Here is a 22,047-nt window from a genome sequence, read left to right as displayed (position 1 = left end):
TTTGCGCTTCCAAGATTGCAAGGGTTTTAGAACCCAACGCTATTACCTCAATGTCCAAATCGTAGAAGTCAATGTGCCATTAATCAGGATGGGTTAATGCTCTCTTCCTATACTCCAGCAGAACGGTCTCCAGGCAGGCGTTTGGGGGACGAGTGCGAACTCGATAAAGAGGAATGCTATGGAGTGGCTGGGGCTTCAAATGCTCTCCGAACTTCCGTCTACCGGACAGATCATTCTCGAGTGCAATTACAACCCTTACCTGGTGGTGCTTGCCTTGCTGGTTGCGGGCGCGGGCAGCTTCGCAACCCTGAGCATGGCCGAGCGCCTGAACCATGTGGAAGAACCCGTAGCCCAGCGGCAGTGGCGGCTGCTGGGGGCCTGTTGCCTGGCCGGTAGCGTCTGGGCCCTGCATTTCATCAGCATGCTGGCGTTTCAGGCACCCATTGAAGTCCACTACGACTTTGCCCTGACGGGCCTGTCTCTGGTGATCATGCTGTTCGCCGGCTGGCTGGCGATGAACACCCTCGGGCGTCGTGACCTACGCCCCCGTCACTTTGTTCAGGCCGCCACCTGCATCGGCCTGGGCATTGCTGCCATGCACTACATCGGCATGGCAGCAATGCGCTCCAACGCCCAACAGTTCTATCGCCCGGACATGTTTGTCGCCTCGATTGCCATTGCCATCAGCGCCAGCCTGCTGGCGTTGATACTGGCACGCTACTTTCGCTATGGCAGCGGCACGCTCCATCAGTTGCTCAAGTACGCGGCCAGCCTGTTGATGGCCGGTGGCATCTTTGCTACCCATTTCACCGGCATGTGGGCGATGACCCTGATCATCCCGCCCGAGGCCACCATGGCCTTGCCGGCTGCAGACAACAGCCTGCAACTGAGCCTGACCATCGCTTTGATAACCCTGCTGATCAGCGCCAGTAGCATCAGTGCGGCGATGTCCGACCAGAAGCTGCAAAGCAAGGAACACGACCTGCGCCGGGTCAATGTGTTGCTCAGCCAGCTGGACCAGGCGCGAGTGTCGCTGCAACAGGCGGCGCATTACGACGCCCTGACCAACCTGATCAATCGGCGTGGCTTCAACCAGGTGTTTGCCGAACGCCTGGCCGAACAGGCCACCAGCGAGGGCATGCTGGCGGTGATGTTCCTGGATATCGATCACTTCAAGCGCATCAACGACAGCCTTGGTCATGATGCCGGCGACGAGCTGCTCAAAGTCATTGCCGGCTACATCAAAGCCGCTACCCGCAGCCAGGATGTGGTGTCACGCTTCGGCGGAGATGAATTCTGCATATTGATTGCCCTGAATACGCGGGATGAAGCCCGGCATCTGGCGCAACGCATCATGCAGAAGATGAAAGAGCCCATCGACCTCGCCGGGCGGCGCATGGTCATGACCACCAGCATTGGTATCAGCATCTTTCCCGATGACGGTCGCACCTGCGAAGAACTGCTGAAAAATGCGGACCTAGCGCTGTACCAGTCCAAGGACAGCGGGCGCAACAGCCTGAACTTCTTCAACAGTGGCCTCAAGACCCGCGCCACGCTGGAGTTGCAGCTCGAGGAAGAACTGCGCGTGGCCCTGCTTGAAGAGCGCGGCCTGCGTATCCACTACCAACCCATTTTTGACCTGCATACCGGTCAGGTAGCCAAACTTGAAGCCCTGGTGCGCTGGCAACATCCCCAGCACGGTTTGCTCAGCCCCGATCGCTTTATCGGCATTGCCGAAGCCAATGGCCTGATCACCGACCTTGACCTCTGGGTGCTGCGCCACGCCTGCCAGGACCTGGCTCAACTCAATCGCCACGGTTACGGCGGCCTGAAGGTCACGGTCAATTGCTCGGCGTTGACGCTGGGCTGCGAAGAACTGGCCCGGGATGTTGCCGATGCCCTGCAACAGGCGGGCCTTGCCGCCCACCAGCTTGAACTGGAAGTCACCGAAAACGCACTGATGGGCAACATCCACAGCACCATCAGCCTGCTCAAGGACATTCGCGCCCTGGGCGTGTCGTTGTCGATCGATGACTTTGGCACCGGCTACTCATCGCTGGCCTACCTCAAGCGCCTGCCGTTGGACACCTTGAAGATCGATCGCTCGTTCATTCAGGATGTTCCACGCAGCCGCCAGGACATGGAGATTGTCCAGGCGATCATCATCATGGCCCACACCCTGCACTTGCAGGTGATTACCGAGGGTGTGGAAACCATGGAGCAGTACCAGTTCCTCGCCCAACAGGGGTGCGACTTCGTCCAGGGCTACCTGCTCAGCCGCCCGGTACCACTGGGCGAATTGCGTCCGATCCTCTCCCGACTCGACCAGCGTGACGAGTCGTTTTTGGCCTGCTTCACGCCTTATGTCGATACAAATCAATCAGTGTCGCCGGATCTTTTTGCAAATAACCCTGACTACCATGCAGGCGCATCAGCTGTGCGGCCAGGCCGCTGAGCGGCGTGGCCGAACCCTGCTCGCGAGAGAACTTGACTGCTGTATCGAGGTCCTTGAGCAGGGTGCGCACGTGCCACTTGACCGGTTCGAAGCGGCTTTCGGCCATTTGCGGCGCGAGAATCTGCAGCGGTTTGGAGTCGGCAAAGCCACCGGCCAAGGCCTCGGCAATCAAGCTGGCATCGACGCCTGACTGTTCCGCGAGCGCCACCACCTCGGCAATCACCAGGGCATTGCAGGCCACGATCATCTGATTGCAAGCCTTGGTCACCTGCCCCGCACCTACTGGCCCCATGTGGGTGACACGTTGCCCCAGGTTCAACAGCACCGGGCGCACACGCTCAAGGTCCGCGGCATCACCGCCGACCATGATCGCCAGCGTACCGGCTTCGGCGCCCGGTGTTCCGCCTGAAACAGGCGCATCCAGCCAGCCCATGCCACTGAGGGCAGCAAGCTCAGCAGCCATCTCCCGGGTCGCCGTCGGCTCCAGGCTGGAGAAGTCCACCAGCAACTGCCCGGGCTTGGCACCCTTGGCCACGCCCTCGGCACCGAACACCACCTCACGCACCACGGCGGTATCGGCCAGGCACAACAACACCACATCAGCTTCCGCGCACAGCTCGGCCGGGGTCTGTGCCAGCCGGGCGCCAGCCTTCACCAGCGCGTCGCATTTTTCCGGCGATCGGTTCCAGACGGTCAGCGCATACCCCGCCGCCAGCAAGCGCCGACACATCGGCAATCCCATCAGACCGATTCCGGCAAACCCCAGTGAAGGACGTGCAGTGCTCATGAACAGCTCCAGACAGATTAAAGAAGTTGAAACATTGGACGATTCAGTTTGCAGGCGTGGCAAGGAAAACTCCTACAGCACTAGGGCAATCCCCTATCGCTCACGCCAAATGCGCACTGATACAGTCGCGAAACTTATCCAGTGATGGCTCTATGATATCCACTAGAACAGCCACCCACCTCCAGGCAAATGGCGCAAAATGACCTCCAAGACTACTTCTGCCAACGCGGTTTCCGAGTTGCCGACACCCACTCCCGCGTACAGCGCTGCAGGGCCCAAGGATTTCTATAGCCCGCGAGCGCTCAACCCGCAGCAGTACCTGTATTTCACCGAGCCGGATATCCAGCGCATCCTCGACAACCTCGACGGCCTGCGCGACCTGGTGTTTCCACCCAGTGTGCATGTCGAAGATGAAAGCCAGCTGCGCCTCGATCAACAGTTCCCATCGGTGTGCCTGATCGGCCTCGGCCGTTGCGGCTCGAACATCGCACTGGATGTTGCCGAACTTGTATACAACGCCAGGACCTTCTACCTCAACGAATTCAACAATGAGGACCGTGTCGGCAGCGAGCCCACCTACAGCCCGGCACGCTGGATCCGCAACAACCTGCGCCTGGTCCAGAACAAAGGCAGCAAGCCAGTATTCCTGGTCGAACCGCTGGTGATGCTGGGTGACCTGGACAAGGACATTGCCGGCCGCATCCGCTTCTCGCGCAAAGGAGAAAAGAGCGGTTTCATCCGCGACTACAGCAAAATGAAAATCATGGACCTCTCGGAAGTCCATGCCGGCGGCGCCGGTAACGCGCCGATCCTCGGCCAGTACCTGGCCAAGATCATCCTCAACAAAGAGACGCATCGGTTTTCCAGCGCCGACTGGAAGCTGATTCACTCTTACCTGATTGATTCGTGCGGGATCAAAGCCAACCAGTCGCGGCTGTACTTCTACATTTTCAGTGCCGGCGGCGGTACCGGTTCGGGCATGGCCTCGGAGTTCGGCCTGGCCCAGCAGTACTCGTACATGAACAAGACCTTCGACACCAAGCCTGCCGACGAAAATGACGGCAAGAGCGGGCACTCGTTTGTGTTCGAGCCCATCTTCACCAGTGGCATCTGTGTGCTGCCTAACATTTCCGATCACCGCAGCGAAATGTCCGAAGCATTGCACATCAACGCCGGGCGCCTGCTGTGCAAATACCTGTCGGAAGAGTGGGACTTCTCCTACAACTTCGATAATGAAGACAGCAGCGAAGCCAGCGTCATGGGCCGTATCCGCCCCTGGAATGCAATGATGCTGATCTCCAACGACATCATGCGTTACGCCGAAGAGAATGATGACGGCAACATCCAGAACATTGACGTCAATGCCATGGAGAAGCACGCCAACCAATACATCTCTCAGCAGATCTTCAACATTCTGACTGCCCAGGCGGTGACCACCGACTACGACCAGAACTATTTCCGCCGGGCCGGTATCGACATCGGCGAAACCATCCGCCTGGATGCCAACGACCTGTTCATGAGCCTGGCCGGCCCTGTCGCCATTGCCTATGCGGAATCGGTGGTACCGGAACAGCCGTCACCGAGCTCGGACAAATTCAAAGTGTTCGAGAAAGACCAGCCACGCCTGAACATAGACGACCTGTTCTTCCGCTCCATCGACCTGCCGCACTTCAACAAAGTGACCCAGGCCATCGAAGGGATCAGCCTGCTGCCGATCGAGTCCAAGCGCTACCGCGCAGCGTTGGAGCAATACAAAGCGTCGGGCTATGACGCCGCAGCCCTGCACGACCTGCACTTCTTCAAGAATTGTTCGTCGGTGGTGTCGATCGTCTCGTTGCCAAAGGACTACAAACTCTCGTACATGGACCTGAACCGGCTCAAGACCCACCTCAACAGCCTGTTCCCCAACACCACGCTCAAACGCTATGCCCTGGTAATCGGCGCGTCGGCCAACCTGTCGCTCACCACCCTGATCGCCAAAAGCCCGTGCCTGTCGGATGACTTCCTGACCCTGATCGTGGCGTTCATCAAACGCTGCTTCGCGCGCAACGCCTACCGTTTCGATGACACCCTGGACAACGCCATCCTTGAATTCATCACCAGCGATACCTTCGATGAAGAGCGTATCGATGACTTGCTCAATGAATTCGAAAACCCGGCGAAGATCCTCGACACCAACTGGTATGCGATCAAGCCGATGTACGAGAAGAAGTACCGTGAGCTGATCAACGACAAGAGCAAGTTTGTCTCGATCAACGACATTCGTCTGTCACGGGAATGCGTGAAGAAAGCGGTGAAATACCTGCGCGAAATCTTCCGCCACCGTATCGGTAAAACTCGCGTGATCTCGCTGAACAGTCACACCGGGAAAGTGGACTACTGATCTGCGATGGCTTTCCACCCTGTGGGAGCGAAGAAAACGCTCCCACAGGACTGTTACCGTTAACGTAAAGCACACTCGACTGTTACCAACAGTCACCCTCGCTGAACAATCCCACGCACCAAATCTTCTCGCTGCTTGTTTTTGCGCACCAATCTGGGGCGCACTCAGGCCTTTTTCTTTTCCTGAATCACGATGAACGGCGAAACCACGACCGCCCAGATCTCTGGATCGCGCCTCTGAAGGTCTAGTGCCTGCTCTGCGGACACGGCACCGACAGTGCCAGCATTGCGCCATGCAGCGAAGGTTTCGCTACGGTTCTCGGCCATCGCCTGTGCAACTTCAATCAGGTCCAGGCTCGGGTCGACCCAAATCAGGTCACCCTTGGCCCAAAAACGCTCCAGGGCTTTCCACTCGATTACTGCGGTCTCGCCGAGCAGTTTGGCATAGAGGGTGCTTGGTTGATCAGTCATGGGTTCCTGCCAGAAATAATTCGACTACTGTAAGAAGTCGGTATTTTTGCAGAAAAACCCGGTTTCAAATAAGTAATTGATCGAAAAGGACTTGGAAGCAAAGGATGACCGGGTGAATCCGGGCCAGACCAGGCCGCTTTCTTGTAAGTTTCTGTCAATTAAGCGACACGCGCCGAGTTTGTCCCAGCGGGGCTGCTTTTCAAGCGACAAAGCAGCGCTCTACACTGTACCGGTACAGTTGCCAGGGCAAATTCGGAGCAATCCGGGTCCATGGCGAGGCGTGGCCTCCCACGGAACCTGATCCGGTCCTCAGCTCTGGCCGCAGGACTATAAAAATTACAACAGAATGAGTGGAGCACTATGAGTAAGGCTACTAAGCAGATTTCCAAGCTGTTTGCCGCAATGGTTCTGGCCGGGGTTGCCAGCCATTCGTTTGCAGCCGATACCATCAAGATCGGCATCGCCGGCCCGAAAACCGGCCCGGTAACTCAGTACGGTGACATGCAGTTCATCGGTGCAAAACAGGCCATCAAAGACATCAACGCCAAGGGCGGCGTCGATGGCAAGATGCTTGAAGCCAAGGAATACGACGACGCGTGCGACCCTAAACAGGCCGTAGCCGTAGCCAACAAAGTGGTCAACGATGGCGTTAAATACGTGATCGGCCACCTCTGCTCCAGCTCCACCCAGCCCGCTTCGGACATCTACGAAGACGAAGGCGTGATCATGATCACCCCGGCTGCCACCAGCCCGGAAATCACCGCCCGTGGCTACAAGCTGATCTTCCGCACCATTGGTCTGGACAGCGCCCAGGGCCCAGCGGCCGGCAACTACATCGCCGACCACGTTAAACCGAAAGTGGTTGCTGTTCTGCACGACAAACAGCAATACGGTGAAGGCATCGCCACGGCGGTCAAGCAGACCCTGGAAGGCAAGAACGTCAAGGTTGCCGTCTTCGAAGGCCTGAACGCCGGCGACAAGGACTTCTCCTCGATCATCCAGAAGCTCAAGCAAGCCAACGTCGACTTCGTCTACTACGGCGGCTACCACCCAGAGCTGGGCCTGATCCTGCGCCAAGCCCAGGAAAAAGGCCTGAACGCCAAGTTCATGGGTCCAGAAGGTGTCGGCAACGACTCCATCTCGCAAATCGCCCAGAAAGCCTCCGAAGGCCTGCTGGTCACCCTGCCGAAGTCGTTCGATGCCGAGCCTGCGAACAAGGCCATCGTTGATGCCATCAAAGCCGACGGCAAAGACCCAAGCGGCCCGTTCGTGTTCCCGGCCTACTCCGCTGTCGAGCTGATCGCCGAAGGCATCAAGGCCGCCAAATCCGAAGACACCGACAAAGTGGCTGCCGCCATCCACGCCGGCACCTTCAAGACCCCGACCGGCGACCTGTCGTTCGACGACAAGGGCGACCTGAAGGACTTCAAATTCGTGGTCTACGAATGGCATTTCGGCAAACCTAAAACCGAAGTTTCCCCTCAGTAATCCCGTCTGACTACATGACTACAAGCCCACTGTGCGAGCAGTGGGCTTTGTTTTACGAGGTTCATGGGCCTGATTCCCGCGATCCGGGAGCAGGTTCACCTGAAAATCTTAAAACCGTCACCAGCGGTTCGCTGCCTGTACCTGCGTCGAAGTGGCCCAAGACTACAAGACCGGCACACCAGTGAAATGCATATCGGGTTTTTAGGAGCGCTGTAATGCCTGAGATCTACCACTTCTTCCAACAGCTGGTTAATGGCCTGACCATTGGCAGCACCTATGCCTTGATAGCCATTGGCTACACAATGGTTTACGGCATCATTGGAATGATCAACTTCGCCCATGGCGAGGTTTACATGATTGGTTCCTACGTGGCGTTCATTGCCCTTGCCGGGCTGGCCATGATGGGTATCCATTCTCTGCCGATATTGATGACCGTCGCCTTTGTCGCCACGATCTTCGTAACCAGTGCCTATGGCTACAGTATCGAACGGGTCGCCTACCGCCCCTTGCGTAACAGCAACCGGTTGATCCCGCTGATTTCTGCCATCGGCATGTCGATTTTCCTGCAAAACACCGTATTGCTATCCCAGGACTCCAAGGACAAGTCCATCCCCAACCTGATCCCCGGGAGCATCTCCTTCGGACCAGGCGGCGCAGAGGAAGTGCTGATCTCCTACATGCAGATCCTGGTATTCGTCGTCACGCTCGTGGCCATGACCGGTTTGACCCTGTTCATCTCCCGCTCTCGCCTGGGCCGCGCCTGCCGCGCCTGCGCCGAAGACATCAAGATGGCCAACCTGTTGGGCATCAATACCAACAACATCATCGCCCTGACCTTCGTCATCGGTGCCGCCCTGGCGGCCGTGGCGGCGGTACTGCTGAGCATGCAGTACGGCGTGATCAACCCCAACGCCGGCTTCCTGGTGGGCTTGAAAGCCTTTACCGCGGCGGTGCTGGGCGGCATCGGCAGTATTCCGGGCGCGATGCTCGGCGGGCTGGTGCTGGGGGTGGCTGAAGCCTTTGGCGCCGACATCTTCGGCGACCAGTACAAGGACGTGGTGGCTTTCGGTCTTTTGGTTCTGGTGCTGTTGTTCCGTCCGACCGGCATTCTCGGCCGTCCGGAGGTTGAAAAAGTATGAACAAACATCTCAAACAGGCGTTTTTCGCCGCCTTGCTGGTCTGGGCCGTGGCCTTCCCGGTATTGGGCCTGAAGCTCAGCATCGACGGCATCAACCTGATCGTGCACAGCCAGGGGCCGTTCACCCTTACCGTCATCGCCCTGTGCTCGGTGCTGATGTTCCTGCGGGTACTGTTCGACAAGCAGTGGAGCGCGATGATGAAATCGGCGCCCAAGGGTTCGCTGGTTTCACCCAAGGTCAGCAACTTCCTGACCCTGCCGCGCACCCAGCGCTACATCATCCTCGGCCTGATTGTCGCCGCACTGATCTGGCCGTTCTTCGGCTCGCGCGGCGCAGTCGACATCGCCACCCTGATCCTGATCTACGTACTGCTCGGCCTTGGCCTGAACATCGTGGTCGGTCTGGCGGGCCTGCTCGACCTCGGTTATGTCGGCTTCTATGCCGTCGGCGCCTACAGCTATGCCCTGCTCTCGCACTACTTCGGCCTGAGCTTCTGGATCTGCCTGCCGATTGCCGGGATGATGGCGGCCACTTTCGGCTTCCTGCTCGGCTTCCCGGTATTGCGCCTGCGTGGTGACTACCTGGCGATCGTGACGTTGGGCTTCGGTGAGATCATTCGCCTGTTCCTGCGTAACCTCACCGGCCTCACAGGTGGTCCTAACGGCATCAGCAACATCGAGAAACCGACCTTCTTCGGCCTGACGTTTGAACGCAAGGCCGCCGAAGGCATGCAGACGTTCCACGAGTTCTTCGGTCTGCAATACAACTCGATCAACAAGGTGATCTTCCTCTACCTGGTTGCCTTGCTGCTGGCGCTGCTCGCGCTGTTCGTGATCAACCGCCTGCTGCGCATGCCGATCGGTCGCGCCTGGGAAGCGCTGCGTGAAGACGAGATCGCCTGCCGTGCCCTGGGCCTGAACCCGACGGTCATCAAGCTGTCGGCCTTCACCCTGGGCGCCTGCTTCGCCGGTTTCGCCGGTAGCTTCTTCGCCGCGCGCCAAGGCCTGGTGACGCCGGAGTCGTTCACCTTCATCGAGTCGGCCATCATCCTCGCCATCGTGGTACTGGGCGGCATGGGTTCACAACTGGGCGTGATTCTGGCGGCCATCGTGATGATCCTGCTGCCCGAACTGATGCGAGAGTTCAGCGAATACCGCATGTTGATGTTCGGTGCGCTGATGGTGTTGATGATGATCTGGCGTCCGCAAGGCTTGCTGCCTATGCAACGTCCTCATATGGAGCTGCGTCGATGAGCCGCGAAATTCTGCAAGTCAGCGGCCTGAGCATGCGCTTCGGCGGCTTGTTGGCGGTCAACGGCGTGGCCCTGACCGTCAAGGAAAAACAGGTGGTGGCGTTGATCGGCCCCAACGGTGCCGGTAAAACCACCGTCTTCAACTGCCTGACCGGCTTCTACAAGCCCAGCGGCGGCACCATCCTCCTCGATGGCCAGCCGATCCAGGGCCTGGCCGGTCATGAAATCGCCCGCAAGGGCGTGGTGCGGACGTTCCAGAACGTACGTCTGTTCAAGGAAATGACTGCACTGGAAAACCTGCTGATTGCCCAGCACCGGCACCTGAACACCAACTTCTTTGCCGGCCTGTTCAAGACCCCGGGTTTTCGTCGAAGCGAGCGCGAGGCCATGGAGTACGCGCAGTACTGGCTGGAGAAGGTCAACCTGACCGAGTTCGCCAACCGCACCGCCGGCACCCTGGCCTATGGTCAGCAACGCCGCCTGGAAATCGCCCGCTGCATGATGACCCGTCCACGGATCATCATGCTCGACGAACCGGCAGCGGGTCTCAACCCGAAGGAAACCGAAGACCTCAAGGCACTGATCGGCTACCTGCGCGAAGAACACAGCGTTACCGTGCTGTTGATCGAGCACGACATGAAACTGGTCATGAGCATCTCCGACCATATCGTGGTGATCAACCAGGGCACGCCCCTGGCCGACGGGACGCCAGAACAGATTCGCGACAACCCTGATGTGATCAAAGCTTACCTGGGGGAAGCGTAAATGCTGCAGTTCGAGAACGTTTCCACCTTCTACGGCAAGATCCAGGCACTGCACAGCGTCAACGTCGAGATCCGCCAGGGCGAGATCGTCACCCTGATCGGTGCCAACGGCGCCGGCAAGTCGACCCTGCTGATGACGCTCTGCGGTTCGCCACAGGCCCACAGTGGCAGCATCAAGTACCTGGGCGAAGAACTGGTCGGCCAACCTTCTTCGCACATCATGCGCAAGAGTATTGCCGTGGTGCCGGAAGGCCGCCGGGTGTTCGCGCGCCTTACCGTTGAAGAGAACCTGGCCATGGGCGGGTTTTTCACCAACAAGGGCGACTACCAGGAGCAAATGGACAAGGTCCTGCACCTGTTTCCGCGCCTGAAAGAGCGTTTCACCCAACGCGGCGGCACCATGTCTGGCGGTGAGCAGCAAATGCTCGCCATCGGCCGTGCGCTGATGAGCAAACCCAAGCTGCTGTTGCTCGACGAGCCGTCCCTGGGCCTGGCACCGATCATCATCCAGCAGATCTTCGACATCATCGAGCAACTGCGACGTGATGGCGTAACGGTGTTCCTGGTCGAGCAAAACGCCAACCAGGCCCTGAAGGTCGCCGACCGTGCCTATGTACTGGAAAACGGCCGGGTGGTGATGCAGGGTACCGGTGAAGCGCTGCTGACCGATCCAAAGGTCCGCGACGCCTACCTCGGTGGCTGATCAACCTGCGCAAATGAAAAAAGGCCTTCGGGCCTTTTTTCTTGCCTGCAATTCAAAGGCGCTGCAGCGCCTGACTGCTGCGCTTGAACCAGTCCATCAGGTAATCGGCAAGCACCTGTACCCGTTTGGGCATCTGGCTCTGATACGGGTGAACCAGAAACAACGGCACGCTGCGGGTCTGATATTCACGTAGCAGCCAGTGCAGGCGGCCATCGGCCAGTTCGGCATGCAGCATGTAGGACGGCAAGCGGGCAATCCCCGCACCGAGCAACGCCGCCTTCTTCAGCAAGCTGTAATGGTTGCTGGCAAAACTGCCCGCCACCTGTACCCGCAACAGGTCGTGTTGCTGGTGGTACAACCACTCTTCACGCCCACTGTAATGGCTGTTGAGCAAGCAGCGGTGGCCACTCAGTTGCATCGGCGTCTGCGGCTCGCCGTGACGCGCCAGGTAGAGAGGACTGGCGCAGGTCAGCTCCTGCATGGCCAATACCGGGCGTGCGACCAGGCGCGCATCGTCTTCAACGTCCGTACGAATCGCCAGGTCGAATCCATCGCCGAGCAGATCACGGTAGCCATTGCTCAACTCCAGCTCCACCTGCAAGTCCGGGTAGCGACCGCTGAACTCCAGCAGCAAGCCTTCAAAAAACGTCTCCCCTAACGACACCGGCACGGTGATACGTACCGGCCCGGCCAGTTCGTCCTTGAGCATGGCCAGGGTCTGACGCGCGCCATTCATTTGCCGCACCAGTGCCTGGGCCTGGGGCAACAGCATCGCACCGGCGGCCGTCAGGCTCAGCCGCCGGGTGGTGCGGTGCAACAGCTTTATCGAGTGGCTGGCTTCCAGCGCACTGATGCGCTTGGACAGCTGGCCCTTGCTCCAGCCCAACTGTTGCGCAGCCTGGGTAAAACTGCCGGCATCCATCAATACGGCAAAGGCCGCCAGATCATCCAGGTCGCTCATCGATTGTTTCCATATGAAAACCAAAGGTTGCCTATTAGCACGCTTATCTGCAGAAATTTCCACCCTAGACTGAACTCGTCTCCCAACAAACCAAGAGGACAGGTTCAATGAAAATTCTGCTCATCGGCGCTAACGGCACCATTGGTTCGGCTGTCGCCAAAGAACTGGAACAACGTCATGAAGTGGTGAGGATCGGCCGCAGCTCCGGTGAGCATCAGGTCGATATCAGCGACAGTGCTTCGATTCGTCGTTTGTTCGAACAGACAGGCCGTTTCGATGCGTTGGTTTGCGCTGCCGGTAACGTAACCTTTGCGCCTCTGGACGAGATGACTGGAGAACACTTCGCCTTGGGCCTGAACGACAAGCTCATGGGCCAGGTCAACCTGCTACTGATCGGCCGCGAGTTCATCAACGACGGCGGCTCGTTCACCTTCACCACGGGTATCACCAGCCATGACCCGATTCGCACCGGGGCTTCGGCCAGCCTGGTCAATGGCGCCATCGACGCCTTCGTCAAGGCCGCCGCGATCGAACTGCCGCGCGGCCTGCGGGTCAATTCGATCAGCCCCAATGTACTGGTCGAAGCCATGCCGGCCTATGCCCCTTACTTTCGCGGATTCAAGCCGGTACCCGCTGCCGATGTGGCGCTGGCCTACGCGAAAAGCGTGGAAGGTTTGCAGACCGGCCAGACCTATCATGTCGGTTAAGGCCTTGTGATCGGCATTCAGCCTGCGTAACGTGGCGGCACCTTTCAGTAAAGCCCTGGAGTTTGCTTGATGCGTGCCGCCCCATCGTTGTTGCTTGCCGCCCTGTTGCCGCTGTTTGCCGGCTGCCAGCTGCTGGAGGAAAAACCGCAGAACCCTCAGGCCGGGATGACACGCATGCAGGGTGAACTGAGCGCCAAGGGGGGCCAGTTGCTGTTCAAACCATGCAACGAAAGCCGTCACTTTGCCGTCTTCGACGCCGGCAGCACCGGCCTGTTGCAAGAAGCCGCCGCCCTGGCCAGCCAACCGGGCGCGCTGTTCGCGGACATCAGCGGCAACCTCTCCACCAGTCAACAGGCGGGCAACGACGGCCAGCTGAACGTGCAGCGCCTGTACCGGGTCGAACACTCCAACAATGATTGCAGCGATCCGAACTTCAAGCGCCTGACCGTGCGCGCCCACGGCAACGAACCGGACTGGGACCTCAAAGCCGGCGGCAAGGGCATGGTGCTGACCCGCCCGGGGGTACCGGAGCTGGCAGTACCGTTTCTGGAAGAACAACTGCCTGACGGGCGTTTCAACCTCAGTACCGAAGCCAATGGCCAGCGCGTGGACCTCTGGGTCGCCCCGCAACGCTGCGTCGACAGCATGACCGGTGCCGTCAGCCACCTGAGCGCCGAGCTGCGGGTAAACGGCCAGACCATGCGCGGCTGTGCCTACTATGGTGGCTCGCGTAACGACTGAACGTCGGTAGGCGGCGTTTAAGCTGCCTGCAACGCGCCTGAACAGCTTATACTTGGCGGTTTGAGTAAAGCCGCCGGCCGTTCATGGCCGGGATACTGGACCCTGCCATGTTACGAATCACCGAACTGAAGCTGCCGCTGGATCATCCTGATGAAGCCCTGCGCGAGGCCATTGTGCAACGTCTGGGGATCAGCGACGAACAGTTGCTGGACTTCACCCTGTTCAAGCGCAGCTACGATGCCCGCAAGAAGAACAGCGAAATGCTGTTCATCTACACCATCGACCTGACCGTCAGCAATGAAGCCGAACTGCTGCAGCGCTTCGCCGATGACCACAACGTCAACGCCGCGCCGGATGTCAGCTACAAGGTGGTCGGCCAGGCTCCTGCCAATCTGCAGGAGCGTCCGATCGTCGTTGGTTTCGGCCCGTGCGGCATCTTCGCCGGCCTGCTGCTGGCACAGATGGGCTTCAAGCCGATCATCCTCGAGCGCGGTAAGGAAGTTCGCCAACGTACCAAAGACACCTGGGGCCTGTGGCGTAAAAGCGTGCTCAACCCGGAGTCCAACGTCCAGTTCGGTGAAGGCGGTGCCGGTACATTCTCCGACGGCAAGCTCTACAGCCAGATCAAGGACCCGCAGCACCACGGTCGCAAGGTGCTCCACGAGTTCGTCAAGGCCGGCGCGCCGGAAGAAATCCTCTACGTCAGCAAGCCTCACATCGGTACCTTCCGCCTGACCGGCATGGTCGAAAACATGCGCCACGAGATTCACGCCCTGGGTGGTGAAGTGCGCTTCGAGGAGAAGGTCACCGACCTGCTGATGGACGACGGCCAGCTCAATGGCGTGGTACTGGCCAGCGGCGAGCAATTGCACTCCCGGCATGTGGTTCTGGCTCTGGGCCACAGCGCCCGTGACACGTTCCGCATGCTGCATGCCCGCGGTGTGTTCATGGAAGCCAAACCGTTCTCCATCGGTTTCCGTATCGAGCACCCGCAGTCGCTGATCGACCAGGCACGCCTGGGCAAATACGCCGGGCACCCGAAACTGGGGGCGGCTGACTACAAACTGGTACACCACGCCAAGAACGGCCGTTCGGTCTACAGCTTCTGCATGTGCCCGGGCGGCACCGTGGTTGCGGCCACCAGCGAGCCAGGGCGAGTAGTCACCAATGGCATGAGCCAATACTCGCGCAACGAGCGCAATGCCAACTCCGGCATCGTCGTCGGCATCACCCCCGAGCAGGATTACCCGGGCGGCCCGCTGGCCGGTATCGAGCTGCAGGAAAAACTTGAAGCCCACGCCTATGTGCTTGGCGGTAGCAACTACCAGGCACCGGCACAACTGGTGGGCGACTTTGTCGCCGGCCGGCCATCCACTGCGTTGGGAAGTGTCGAGCCGTCTTACAAGCCCGGCGTCAACCTGGGCGACCTGGCCCCGAGCCTGCCGGACTTTGCCATCGAAGCCATTCGTGAGGCGTTGCCGGCCTTTGATCGCCAGATCAAAGGCTACAACCTGCACGACGCGGTGTTGACCGGTATCGAAACGCGCACCTCTTCGCCCCTGCGCATTACCCGTGACGCGAGCATGCAGAGCCTGAATCTCAAGGGCCTGTTCCCGGCGGGTGAAGGTGCAGGTTATGCCGGCGGGATCCTCTCGGCAGGTGTGGATGGCATCCGCATTGCCGAGGCGGTTGCACGCAGCATGCTGGGCATCAACAGCTGATGATGTGATCGCGGAGCAAGCTGTAGAAGTACAGTTTGCTCCGCAGTTCGCCTCAAATCCCGGCGCGCTCTAGCGTCTCGGGCAACGCCTCGCCCCGCTCGACACAGGCCTTTACGGCCTCGATCACCGGTTGCAGTTGATACCCCTGCCCGTTCAGCCAGTCCTGATCGTAGTAGGTGGTCGCATAACGATCGCCGCCGTCACAGAGAATCGCCACGATCGATCCCGCTTCCCCGGCCGCCTGCATCTGCCGCGCCGCCATCAACGCACCAATCAAGTTGGTACCACTCGAACCGCCCACCCGACGCCCCAGACGCTCGGCCAGGTAATGCATGGCCGCCAGCGACAAGGCGTCCGGCACCTTGATCATCGCATCGATCACCTGTGGCAGAAACGACGCTTCAACGCGTGGCCGGCCGATGCCTTCGATCCGCGATCCACAGTCGAGCAACAACGAACGGTCACCGCTGGTATAGCTGTCGAAGAATACCGAGCGCTCGGCATCGGCACACAGCACACGGGTGACGTGCTGGCGATAGCGCACATAGCGCCCGAGGGTGGCGGTGGTGCCCCCGGTGCCCGGGCTCGAGATCAGCCAGGCCGGTTCCGGATGCCGCTCAAAACGCATCTGGGTAAAGATCGACTCGGCGATGTTGTTGTTGGCCCGCCAGTCGGTGGCGCGCTCGGCATAGGTGAACTGGTCCATGAAGTGGCCACCGGTTTCCCGCGCCAGGCGCTCGGACTCCGCGTACAACTGGGTGGGGTCGCTGACCAGGTGACTCTGGCCCCCATAGAAAGCAATCTGGGCGATTTTCTCTTGCGAAGTGGTTGCCGGTACCACGGCAATGAACGGCAGCCCGAGCAGGCGTGCAAAGTACGCCTCGGAGATCGCCGTGGAACCACTGGATGCCTCGATTACCGGAGCACCCGGCCGCAACCAGCCATTGCACAAGGCATAGAGAAACAGTGAGCGGGCCAGACGATGTTTGAGGCTGCCTGTAGGATGGCTGGACTCATCCTTGAAATACAGCTCGACCTCCGGGAAACCCGGCAACGGCAGCGGAATCAGGTGAGTGTCGGCGCTGCGCTGAAAATCAGCCTCGATGATGCGGATGGCTTCACGTGCCCACCGGCGGTGATCGTTCATGGTCACGTCCCGAAAAGATCGTTGTACAAACGATCATGTTAAGAAAGTCCCTACAGCTACAACAGGTACAGCCAGGCAAAATAATCCCCTGCAACTGCTAGGCTCCTGTAGCCGGGCCGGTCACAGCTTATAACAAAAAAGAATATAATTTTTGTTCTAATGCATATCATCACAAGGTAGGGTGTCCTCCCTATCGGAACCCTCAGGATGGAGAGCGCCCTTGCTGCGTAGCACCTTCACACGTTTCTTTCAGTTGGAAGCTGCCAGCGGTCTACTATTGATTGCTGCAGCCGCCATGGCCCTGATCATCAACAACTCGCCGTTGTCGTACCTGTACAACGGCTTGCTGGATGTTCCCGTGGTCGTCCAGATCGGCGCCCTGAAAATCGCCAAGCCCCTGCTGCTGTGGATCAATGACGGCCTGATGGCCCTGTTCTTCCTGTTGATCGGCCTCGAGGTCAAGCGCGAGGTCATCGACGGTCACCTGTCCAAGCCTTCGCAAATCGTCCTGCCGGGTGCTGCAGCCGTTGGCGGCATGGTGGTGCCTGCGCTGATCTACTGGTTCCTGAACAAGGACAACCCCGCTGCCGTGGCTGGCTGGGCGATCCCCACCGCCACTGACATCGCCTTCGCGCTGGGCGTGCTGGCATTGCTGGGCAAACGTGTACCGGTGTCGCTCAAGCTGTTCCTGATGACCCTGGCAATCATCGATGACCTGGGCGCCATTATCGTCATTGCCCTGTTCTATTCGGGTGAACTGTCGAGCCTGTCGTTGATGCTGGCCGGCGCCTGCCTGGTGGGCCTGATTGCCATGAACCGGCTGGGCGTCGTCAAGCTTGGACCCTACATGGTGGTCGGCCTGATTCTCTGGGTCTGCGTACTCAAGAGCGGCGTGCATGCAACGCTCGCCGGCGTTACCTTGGCCCTGTGTATTCCCTTGCGCACCCGCAACGCCGAAACCTCCCCGGCGCAGAGCCTGGAGCATGCCCTGCATCCCTGGGTAGCGTACGGCATCCTGCCGCTGTTTGCGTTTGCCAACGCCGGGGTATCGCTGGCCGGGGTAACCCTGGAAAGCTTCACCCACTATGTGCCGATGGGCATTGCCATCGGCCTGCTGCTGGGCAAGACCGTCGGCGTATTCGGCCTGACCTGGATTGCCGTCAAACTGGGCGTCGCAGCTCTGCCGGCCGGGGCCAACTGGGGCCAGGTACTGGGTGTGGCGATCCTCTGCGGTATCGGCTTCACCATGAGCCTGTTCGTTGGCTCGCTGGCATTTGTGCCGGGTAGCAGCGAATACGCGGGCATGGACCGTATGGGCATCCTCACCGGCTCCATCCTCGCCGCCGTGATCGGCTACACCATCACCGCACTGGCCAGCCGCAAGGCGTCCCCGGCCTGACCCAGCCAGGGCATTAAAAAACCCCGAGCCGGCACTGCCGGGTCGGGGTTTGTTTTTTCAGTGGGGTATCAGTGAGAAACCCGGCTGGTACCGTCAACCGTCATGATACGAACACGTTCGCCGACGCGAAAAACTTCGTTTTCCTGGACCGCCTGTACATAGGCACGCATGCTGCCGTCATCTTCACGCACGGTAATTTCCACACCCTGGGTGCGCGTCAGGCCTTCTTCAGCGGCAGAACCTGCCAGGCCACCGGCTACGGCACCAATGACGGCAGCAACAATACTGCCACGGCCACCGCCGATCGCACTGCCCGCTACGCCACCGACGACTGCGCCAGCGCCGCCACCGATAGGCGTTTTAGTGCCTTCAATTTTCACCGGGCGCAACGATTCGATGGTGCCCATACGAACAGTCTGTACACGGCGGGCCTCGTCACGCGAATAAGAATCGCCGGTCAGGCTCGAGGCACAACCACCGAGCAGCAAAGACATCGTGGTGAAGCTGGCAACCAGCAAAACAGATTTACGCATTGGATGTTCTCCGTAAGACAGGTGTTCATTAGACTCCGCTCATTGACGACTGTCACGACGCAGGCAGAGTAAAATTGATTCCATTGACCTTATGCACAGGCTGCCGTATCGATGCAGCGTGTCGATTTCTAGCGCAAGGATAGTCATGGATTACTTCATCGTCGTCGTTACGACAGTGGCTGGGCTGTATTTTCACTGGTGGTTGTACGTGCGCATCCGCCGCTGGATGGACCGTGACCTGGCCCTTTCACTCGCCGGGGCGGATGAACGCAAGAAAGCCTACATGCTGGCTTGTCTGGACAAAGCCCGTGCGCAACGGGTCAAACGCGCCGAGCTGGCAGCCTGGCTGGAACGCCAGGCTGCTGCATACCCGCAGGGTTAAGGGGCCAGGCGCTCGCGCAACCAGGCACCTTGCTCCAGACGATAGTTGAGGCGGTCATGCAGACGGCTGGCGCGCCCCTGCCAGAATTCGATACGTTCAGGCAGCAGACGGTACCCCCCCCAATGCTCCGGGCAGTGCGGCTGGGTGTCGCTGAAACGCTGTTCGGTGGCCTTGACCAGCCCTTCCAGCTCGGCACGGTCGGCAATTACCCGGCTCTGCGGTGATGCCCAGGCGCCCAGGCGACTGCCCAGCGGGCGCACCTGGTAATACTCGTCCGATTCTGCCGGCGTAACCTTGACCACTTTGCCTTCGATCCGCACTTGGCGTTCCAGGGCAGGCCAGAAGAAGGTCATGGCAGCCCACGGATTGGCCTGCAACTGCTGGCCCTTGGCACTCTCGTAGTTGGTGAAGAAGGTAAAACCTTGTTCATCCAGCCCCTTGAGCAACAGGATCCGGCAATGCGGACGGCCATCGGCATCCACCGTAGCCACCGTCATGGCGTTGGCTTCCACCGGCGGCTGCTCGGTTTTCACCGCGTCATCGAACCAACGGCGAAACAACGCAAAGGGCTCACCCGGCGCCTGGCCTTCAGCCAGTCCATCACGGGTGTAGTCGCGGCGCATATCAGCCAGGGTTTGGGTCATTGCTGCGTTCCTTGACGATCAGTTGGTCTTCGCAGGGCTTGTGCTGGCAGCCACTTTTTTCGCAGCCGGGGCTGCTTTTTTTGCGGCAGGCTTGGCTGCCGGGGCTTTTTTCTTGGCGGCGACGGTTTTGCTCGCGCTCGCCTTCTTGACGGTGCTGGCTTTTTTCGTGGCAGCCGCTGACGGCTTGACTGCCGCCTTGACCGGTGCCTTGGCATCTTGCACCGCTACCAATTCGGCCGGGCTCGGCGTTGGCTGCTTGTACTTGGCCAGCATGGCAACCATGGTGTTCTGTGGCGTCAGCACCAGTTCAACCCGACGGTTCAGCGAACGTCCCTGCAGGCTGTCGTTGGCGGCGCGCGGCATTACCGAGCCCATGCCACGCAGCATCAGACGGTTACGCTCCAGCCCGCTGAGGCGGAAGATCGCCGCCACCGACTGGGCACGTTCCTGGCTGAGTTTCTGGTTGGCCGCAGCCGCGCCGCTGGAATCGGCATGACCCAGCACCAGAACAGCGGCGTCTTTGTCAGCTTCAACGGCTTTGGCTACGCGGGTGATCGGACCCAGGGTGACCGGCAGCAGCATCGCCGGACGATCCGGGTTGTAGGAGCTGTCGACCGGCACGGTCACGATCAGCACGTCGTCACGGCGTTCCACTTCGAACTTGCTGTCCTTGATGGCTTCACGCAGTTTCGGCTCGTAGTTGTCCAGCCAGGCCTGCGTAGCCTTCTGGTCAATTTTCGGTACCGCAGCAGCCTTGGCCTTGTCGCTGTCGCCAAACGGCCACCACCAGCGGCTGTTGGTTTCGGACTTGGCTTCAGCTTTGGCCACTTTCTCGACCACAACGTCCTTCACTTCCTGGTCGGCAACTTGCTCCGAACCGAACGGCCACCAGTTGATTGCACTGTCGGCTTGGCCTTTCTGGGCGTGCTGGGCACAACCGGTCATGGCCAGGCACAGGGCAAGAGCTAAGGTTTTATGTGAAGACATCAGCGATACACCATGAAAATGAAAGAAATTCAGCCCACTGGCAGTGGGTATTGGAATTCAGAATAGACAAAGGGTTCAGGCCCTACCGGGGTTAACCGATCAAAGGCATTCGGCCAGGACGCGTACCAGCTTTTGCGCCCGAGGGTCCATCAATACATAAGGGCCCAGGGTGTTGGTGACAAAACCAAAGGCGACATCGTACTCCGGATCGGCAAAACCGACAGACCCGCCGGCACCTGGATGACCAAATGCACGACTGCCCAGACCAAAGGTAGCGTTGGCCACGGTCGGCTGATCAAGCATGCAGCCCAGACCGAAACGGGTACGGGTCAACAGCGTCTTGTCCTCGCCCAGGCTGTGTTCACGGGTCAACTCATCGAGCAGCTCGGACTCCAGCAGACTACCGTCGAGCAAACCGGCGTAGAACCCTGCCAGGCTGCGGGCATTGCCGTGGCCGTTGGCCGCCGGCTGCTGCATGCGCCGCCACTCAGGCTTGTTGGTGCTGGTAAGCATGCCGGGCGGGTTGGTAAAAGCACGAGTCGACAACGCCTCGGGCTCGCGCAGGGTGACCTGGAGCAGGCGCTGGGCAGCTTCGTCGCCCATGTTGCCCTTGCCTCTGGCGAGGTGGGCGACGCGGTGAAATTCGTCGTCGGCCAGACCGATATGAAAGTCCAGCCCCAAAGGGCGTGCGGTGCGGGCCACAATCGACTCACCCGGCCCGCGACCATCGGCGCGGCTGATCAGCTCGCCGATCAGCCAGCCGAAGGTGATCGCCGCATAGCCGTGGGCGGTGCCCGGTGTCCACCAGGGAGCTTCAGCGGCCAGGGTGTCGACCATGGTCTGCCAGTCGTAGAACGCCTCAGCCGACATCAGCTGGCGAATGGCCGGCAAACCAGCGCGATGGCTGAGCAACTGACGCAAGGTGATCGCCTGCTTGTCGGCCTGGGCAAACTCGGGCCAATAGCGCGCAACAGGTACGTCCAGGGCCAGTTTGCCCTCCCCCACCAATTGCAAGGCAGTCACGGCAGTGAACATCTTGGTACAGGAGAACAGATTGACGATCGTGTCGCTGTGCCATGCCTCGGCACCGTCCTTGTCGGCGGTACCCGACCAGAGGTCGACGACAGTCTCTCCCCCGACCTGAATACACAGCGCTGCACCACGCTCCTGGGGATCGTCGAACAACGCGGCAAAGGCTTCGCGAACGGCTTCGAATTTAAGCTCGTAATGACCCTGAATCTGCACTCAGCCGTTCTCCCGCACACCAATATCAGAAATGGCGTGCATTGTTTCAGCCTGCGGTGATTTTGGGAACAGACAGAGGCCAGGCGGTTGCACAAAACAGCCCCTTCAAGGGCCTGGTGCGCACAGCGCGCATCAGGCC

General features: G+C 59.7%; 20 protein-coding genes. 12 read left to right on the top strand and 8 right to left on the bottom strand.

Features of this window, described 5'->3' with window-relative positions; genetic code table 11:
- Positions 1–178: 178 nt before the first annotated feature.
- On the top strand, positions 179–2,455 hold the full coding sequence (locus DM813_RS14835) for a putative bifunctional diguanylate cyclase/phosphodiesterase (RefSeq protein WP_128324141.1): 2,277 nt from the start codon (positions 179–181) through the stop codon (positions 2,453–2,455).
- Here DM813_RS14835 and DM813_RS14830 read toward each other — a convergent pair.
- The gene (locus tag DM813_RS14830; RefSeq protein ID WP_128324140.1) at positions 2,355–3,242 is read right to left on the bottom strand and encodes an NAD(P)-dependent oxidoreductase; all 888 of its coding nucleotides are present in this window, start codon (positions 3,240–3,242) and stop codon (positions 2,355–2,357) included. The two genes, DM813_RS14835 and DM813_RS14830, sit on opposite strands and share 101 nt — an antisense overlap.
- A 199-nt stretch (positions 3,243–3,441) precedes the next feature.
- On the opposite strand from DM813_RS14830, the gene DM813_RS14825 reads away from it, so the two are divergent.
- Positions 3,442–5,625: a hypothetical protein gene (locus tag DM813_RS14825; RefSeq protein WP_128324139.1), complete on the top strand. Its 2,184-nt coding sequence runs from the start codon at positions 3,442–3,444 to the stop codon at positions 5,623–5,625.
- A 164-nt stretch (positions 5,626–5,789) separates the two neighbouring features.
- On the opposite strand, the gene DM813_RS14820 is transcribed toward DM813_RS14825, so the two are convergent.
- Positions 5,790–6,095 carry a DUF2288 domain-containing protein gene (locus DM813_RS14820; RefSeq protein WP_128324138.1) on the bottom strand — a complete coding sequence of 102 codons (306 nt, stop codon included), beginning with the start codon at positions 6,093–6,095 and terminating at the stop codon, positions 5,790–5,792.
- Positions 6,096–6,455: 360 nt separating this feature from the next.
- On the opposite strand from DM813_RS14820, the gene DM813_RS14815 reads away from it, so the two are divergent.
- The 5 genes from DM813_RS14815 (at position 6,456) to DM813_RS14795 (ending at position 11,441) form a co-directional block, all read left to right on the top strand.
- Positions 6,456–7,583 (top strand): branched-chain amino acid ABC transporter substrate-binding protein, encoded by a 1,128-nt coding sequence (locus DM813_RS14815; RefSeq protein ID WP_128324137.1) that lies wholly within the window; start codon positions 6,456–6,458, stop codon positions 7,581–7,583.
- Positions 7,584–7,798: 215 nt separating this feature from the next.
- Positions 7,799–8,722, top strand: a complete 924-nt coding sequence (gene livH / locus DM813_RS14810) for a high-affinity branched-chain amino acid ABC transporter permease LivH (RefSeq protein WP_128324136.1) — start codon at positions 7,799–7,801, stop codon at positions 8,720–8,722.
- A complete protein-coding gene (locus DM813_RS14805; protein WP_128324135.1) occupies positions 8,719–9,975 on the top strand; it encodes a high-affinity branched-chain amino acid ABC transporter permease LivM in 1,257 nt (418 codons plus the stop codon). The genes livH and DM813_RS14805 overlap by 4 nt, the downstream gene beginning before the upstream one ends.
- The gene (gene livG, locus DM813_RS14800) at positions 9,972–10,739 is read left to right on the top strand and encodes a high-affinity branched-chain amino acid ABC transporter ATP-binding protein LivG (protein ID WP_128324134.1); all 768 of its coding nucleotides are present in this window, start codon (positions 9,972–9,974) and stop codon (positions 10,737–10,739) included. Before DM813_RS14805 ends, livG begins: the two co-directional genes overlap by 4 nt.
- Positions 10,740–11,441 (top strand): ABC transporter ATP-binding protein, encoded by a 702-nt coding sequence (locus tag DM813_RS14795; RefSeq protein ID WP_128324133.1) that lies wholly within the window; start codon positions 10,740–10,742, stop codon positions 11,439–11,441.
- A 52-nt stretch (positions 11,442–11,493) separates the two neighbouring features.
- Here the strand turns inward: DM813_RS14795 and DM813_RS14790 are convergent, their stop codons facing one another.
- Entirely contained in the window at positions 11,494–12,402 is a 909-nt protein-coding gene (locus tag DM813_RS14790) for a LysR family transcriptional regulator (RefSeq protein ID WP_128324132.1), read from the bottom strand.
- 107 nt (positions 12,403–12,509) lie between these two features.
- Between DM813_RS14790 and DM813_RS14785 the strand changes: the two genes are divergently transcribed.
- From DM813_RS14785 to DM813_RS14775, 3 genes are all read left to right on the top strand, one after another.
- Complete coding sequence (locus DM813_RS14785) at positions 12,510–13,109, top strand: short chain dehydrogenase (RefSeq protein ID WP_128324131.1); 600 nt, start codon at positions 12,510–12,512, stop codon at positions 13,107–13,109.
- A gap of 69 nt (positions 13,110–13,178) precedes the next feature.
- A complete protein-coding gene (locus DM813_RS14780; RefSeq protein WP_128324130.1) occupies positions 13,179–13,850 on the top strand; it encodes a COG3650 family protein in 672 nt (223 codons plus the stop codon).
- Positions 13,851–13,957: 107 nt separating this feature from the next.
- Entirely contained in the window at positions 13,958–15,571 is a 1,614-nt protein-coding gene (locus DM813_RS14775; protein WP_128324129.1) for an NAD(P)/FAD-dependent oxidoreductase, read from the top strand.
- Positions 15,572–15,623: 52 nt separating this feature from the next.
- Here the strand turns inward: DM813_RS14775 and DM813_RS14770 are convergent, their stop codons facing one another.
- Complete coding sequence (locus DM813_RS14770; protein WP_128324128.1) at positions 15,624–16,718, bottom strand: PLP-dependent cysteine synthase family protein; 1,095 nt, start codon at positions 16,716–16,718, stop codon at positions 15,624–15,626.
- Between the two features lie 223 nt (positions 16,719–16,941).
- On the opposite strand from DM813_RS14770, the gene nhaA reads away from it, so the two are divergent.
- Positions 16,942–18,117: a Na+/H+ antiporter NhaA gene (gene nhaA / locus DM813_RS14765; RefSeq protein WP_128324168.1), complete on the top strand. Its 1,176-nt coding sequence runs from the start codon at positions 16,942–16,944 to the stop codon at positions 18,115–18,117.
- 68 nt (positions 18,118–18,185) lie between these two features.
- Here the strand turns inward: nhaA and DM813_RS14760 are convergent, their stop codons facing one another.
- Positions 18,186–18,650 (bottom strand): glycine zipper 2TM domain-containing protein, encoded by a 465-nt coding sequence (locus DM813_RS14760; RefSeq protein WP_128324127.1) that lies wholly within the window; start codon positions 18,648–18,650, stop codon positions 18,186–18,188.
- 145 nt (positions 18,651–18,795) lie between these two features.
- Between DM813_RS14760 and DM813_RS14755 the strand changes: the two genes are divergently transcribed.
- On the top strand, positions 18,796–19,032 hold the full coding sequence (locus DM813_RS14755) for a hypothetical protein (protein ID WP_128324126.1): 237 nt from the start codon (positions 18,796–18,798) through the stop codon (positions 19,030–19,032).
- On the opposite strand, the gene pdxH is transcribed toward DM813_RS14755, so the two are convergent.
- The 3 genes from pdxH to DM813_RS14740 all read right to left on the bottom strand — a co-directional run bounded on the left by pdxH (position 19,029) and on the right by DM813_RS14740 (position 21,908).
- Entirely contained in the window at positions 19,029–19,676 is a 648-nt protein-coding gene (gene pdxH, locus DM813_RS14750; RefSeq protein WP_128324125.1) for a pyridoxamine 5'-phosphate oxidase, read from the bottom strand. The genes DM813_RS14755 and pdxH overlap by 4 nt on opposite strands.
- Positions 19,677–19,694: 18 nt before the next feature.
- Positions 19,695–20,663, bottom strand: a complete 969-nt coding sequence (locus tag DM813_RS14745; protein ID WP_128324124.1) for an OmpA family protein — start codon at positions 20,661–20,663, stop codon at positions 19,695–19,697.
- 99 nt (positions 20,664–20,762) lie between these two features.
- Entirely contained in the window at positions 20,763–21,908 is a 1,146-nt protein-coding gene (locus DM813_RS14740) for a serine hydrolase domain-containing protein (RefSeq protein WP_128324123.1), read from the bottom strand.
- Positions 21,909–22,047 lie beyond the last annotated feature (139 nt).

This window comes from Pseudomonas alkylphenolica (genome assembly GCF_004025535.1).
Taxonomy (GTDB): domain Bacteria; phylum Pseudomonadota; class Gammaproteobacteria; order Pseudomonadales; family Pseudomonadaceae; genus Aquipseudomonas; species Aquipseudomonas alkylphenolica_A.
The sequence above is the reverse complement of the archived record's forward strand: the minus strand, read 5'-3'. Positions and strand labels throughout refer to the sequence as shown.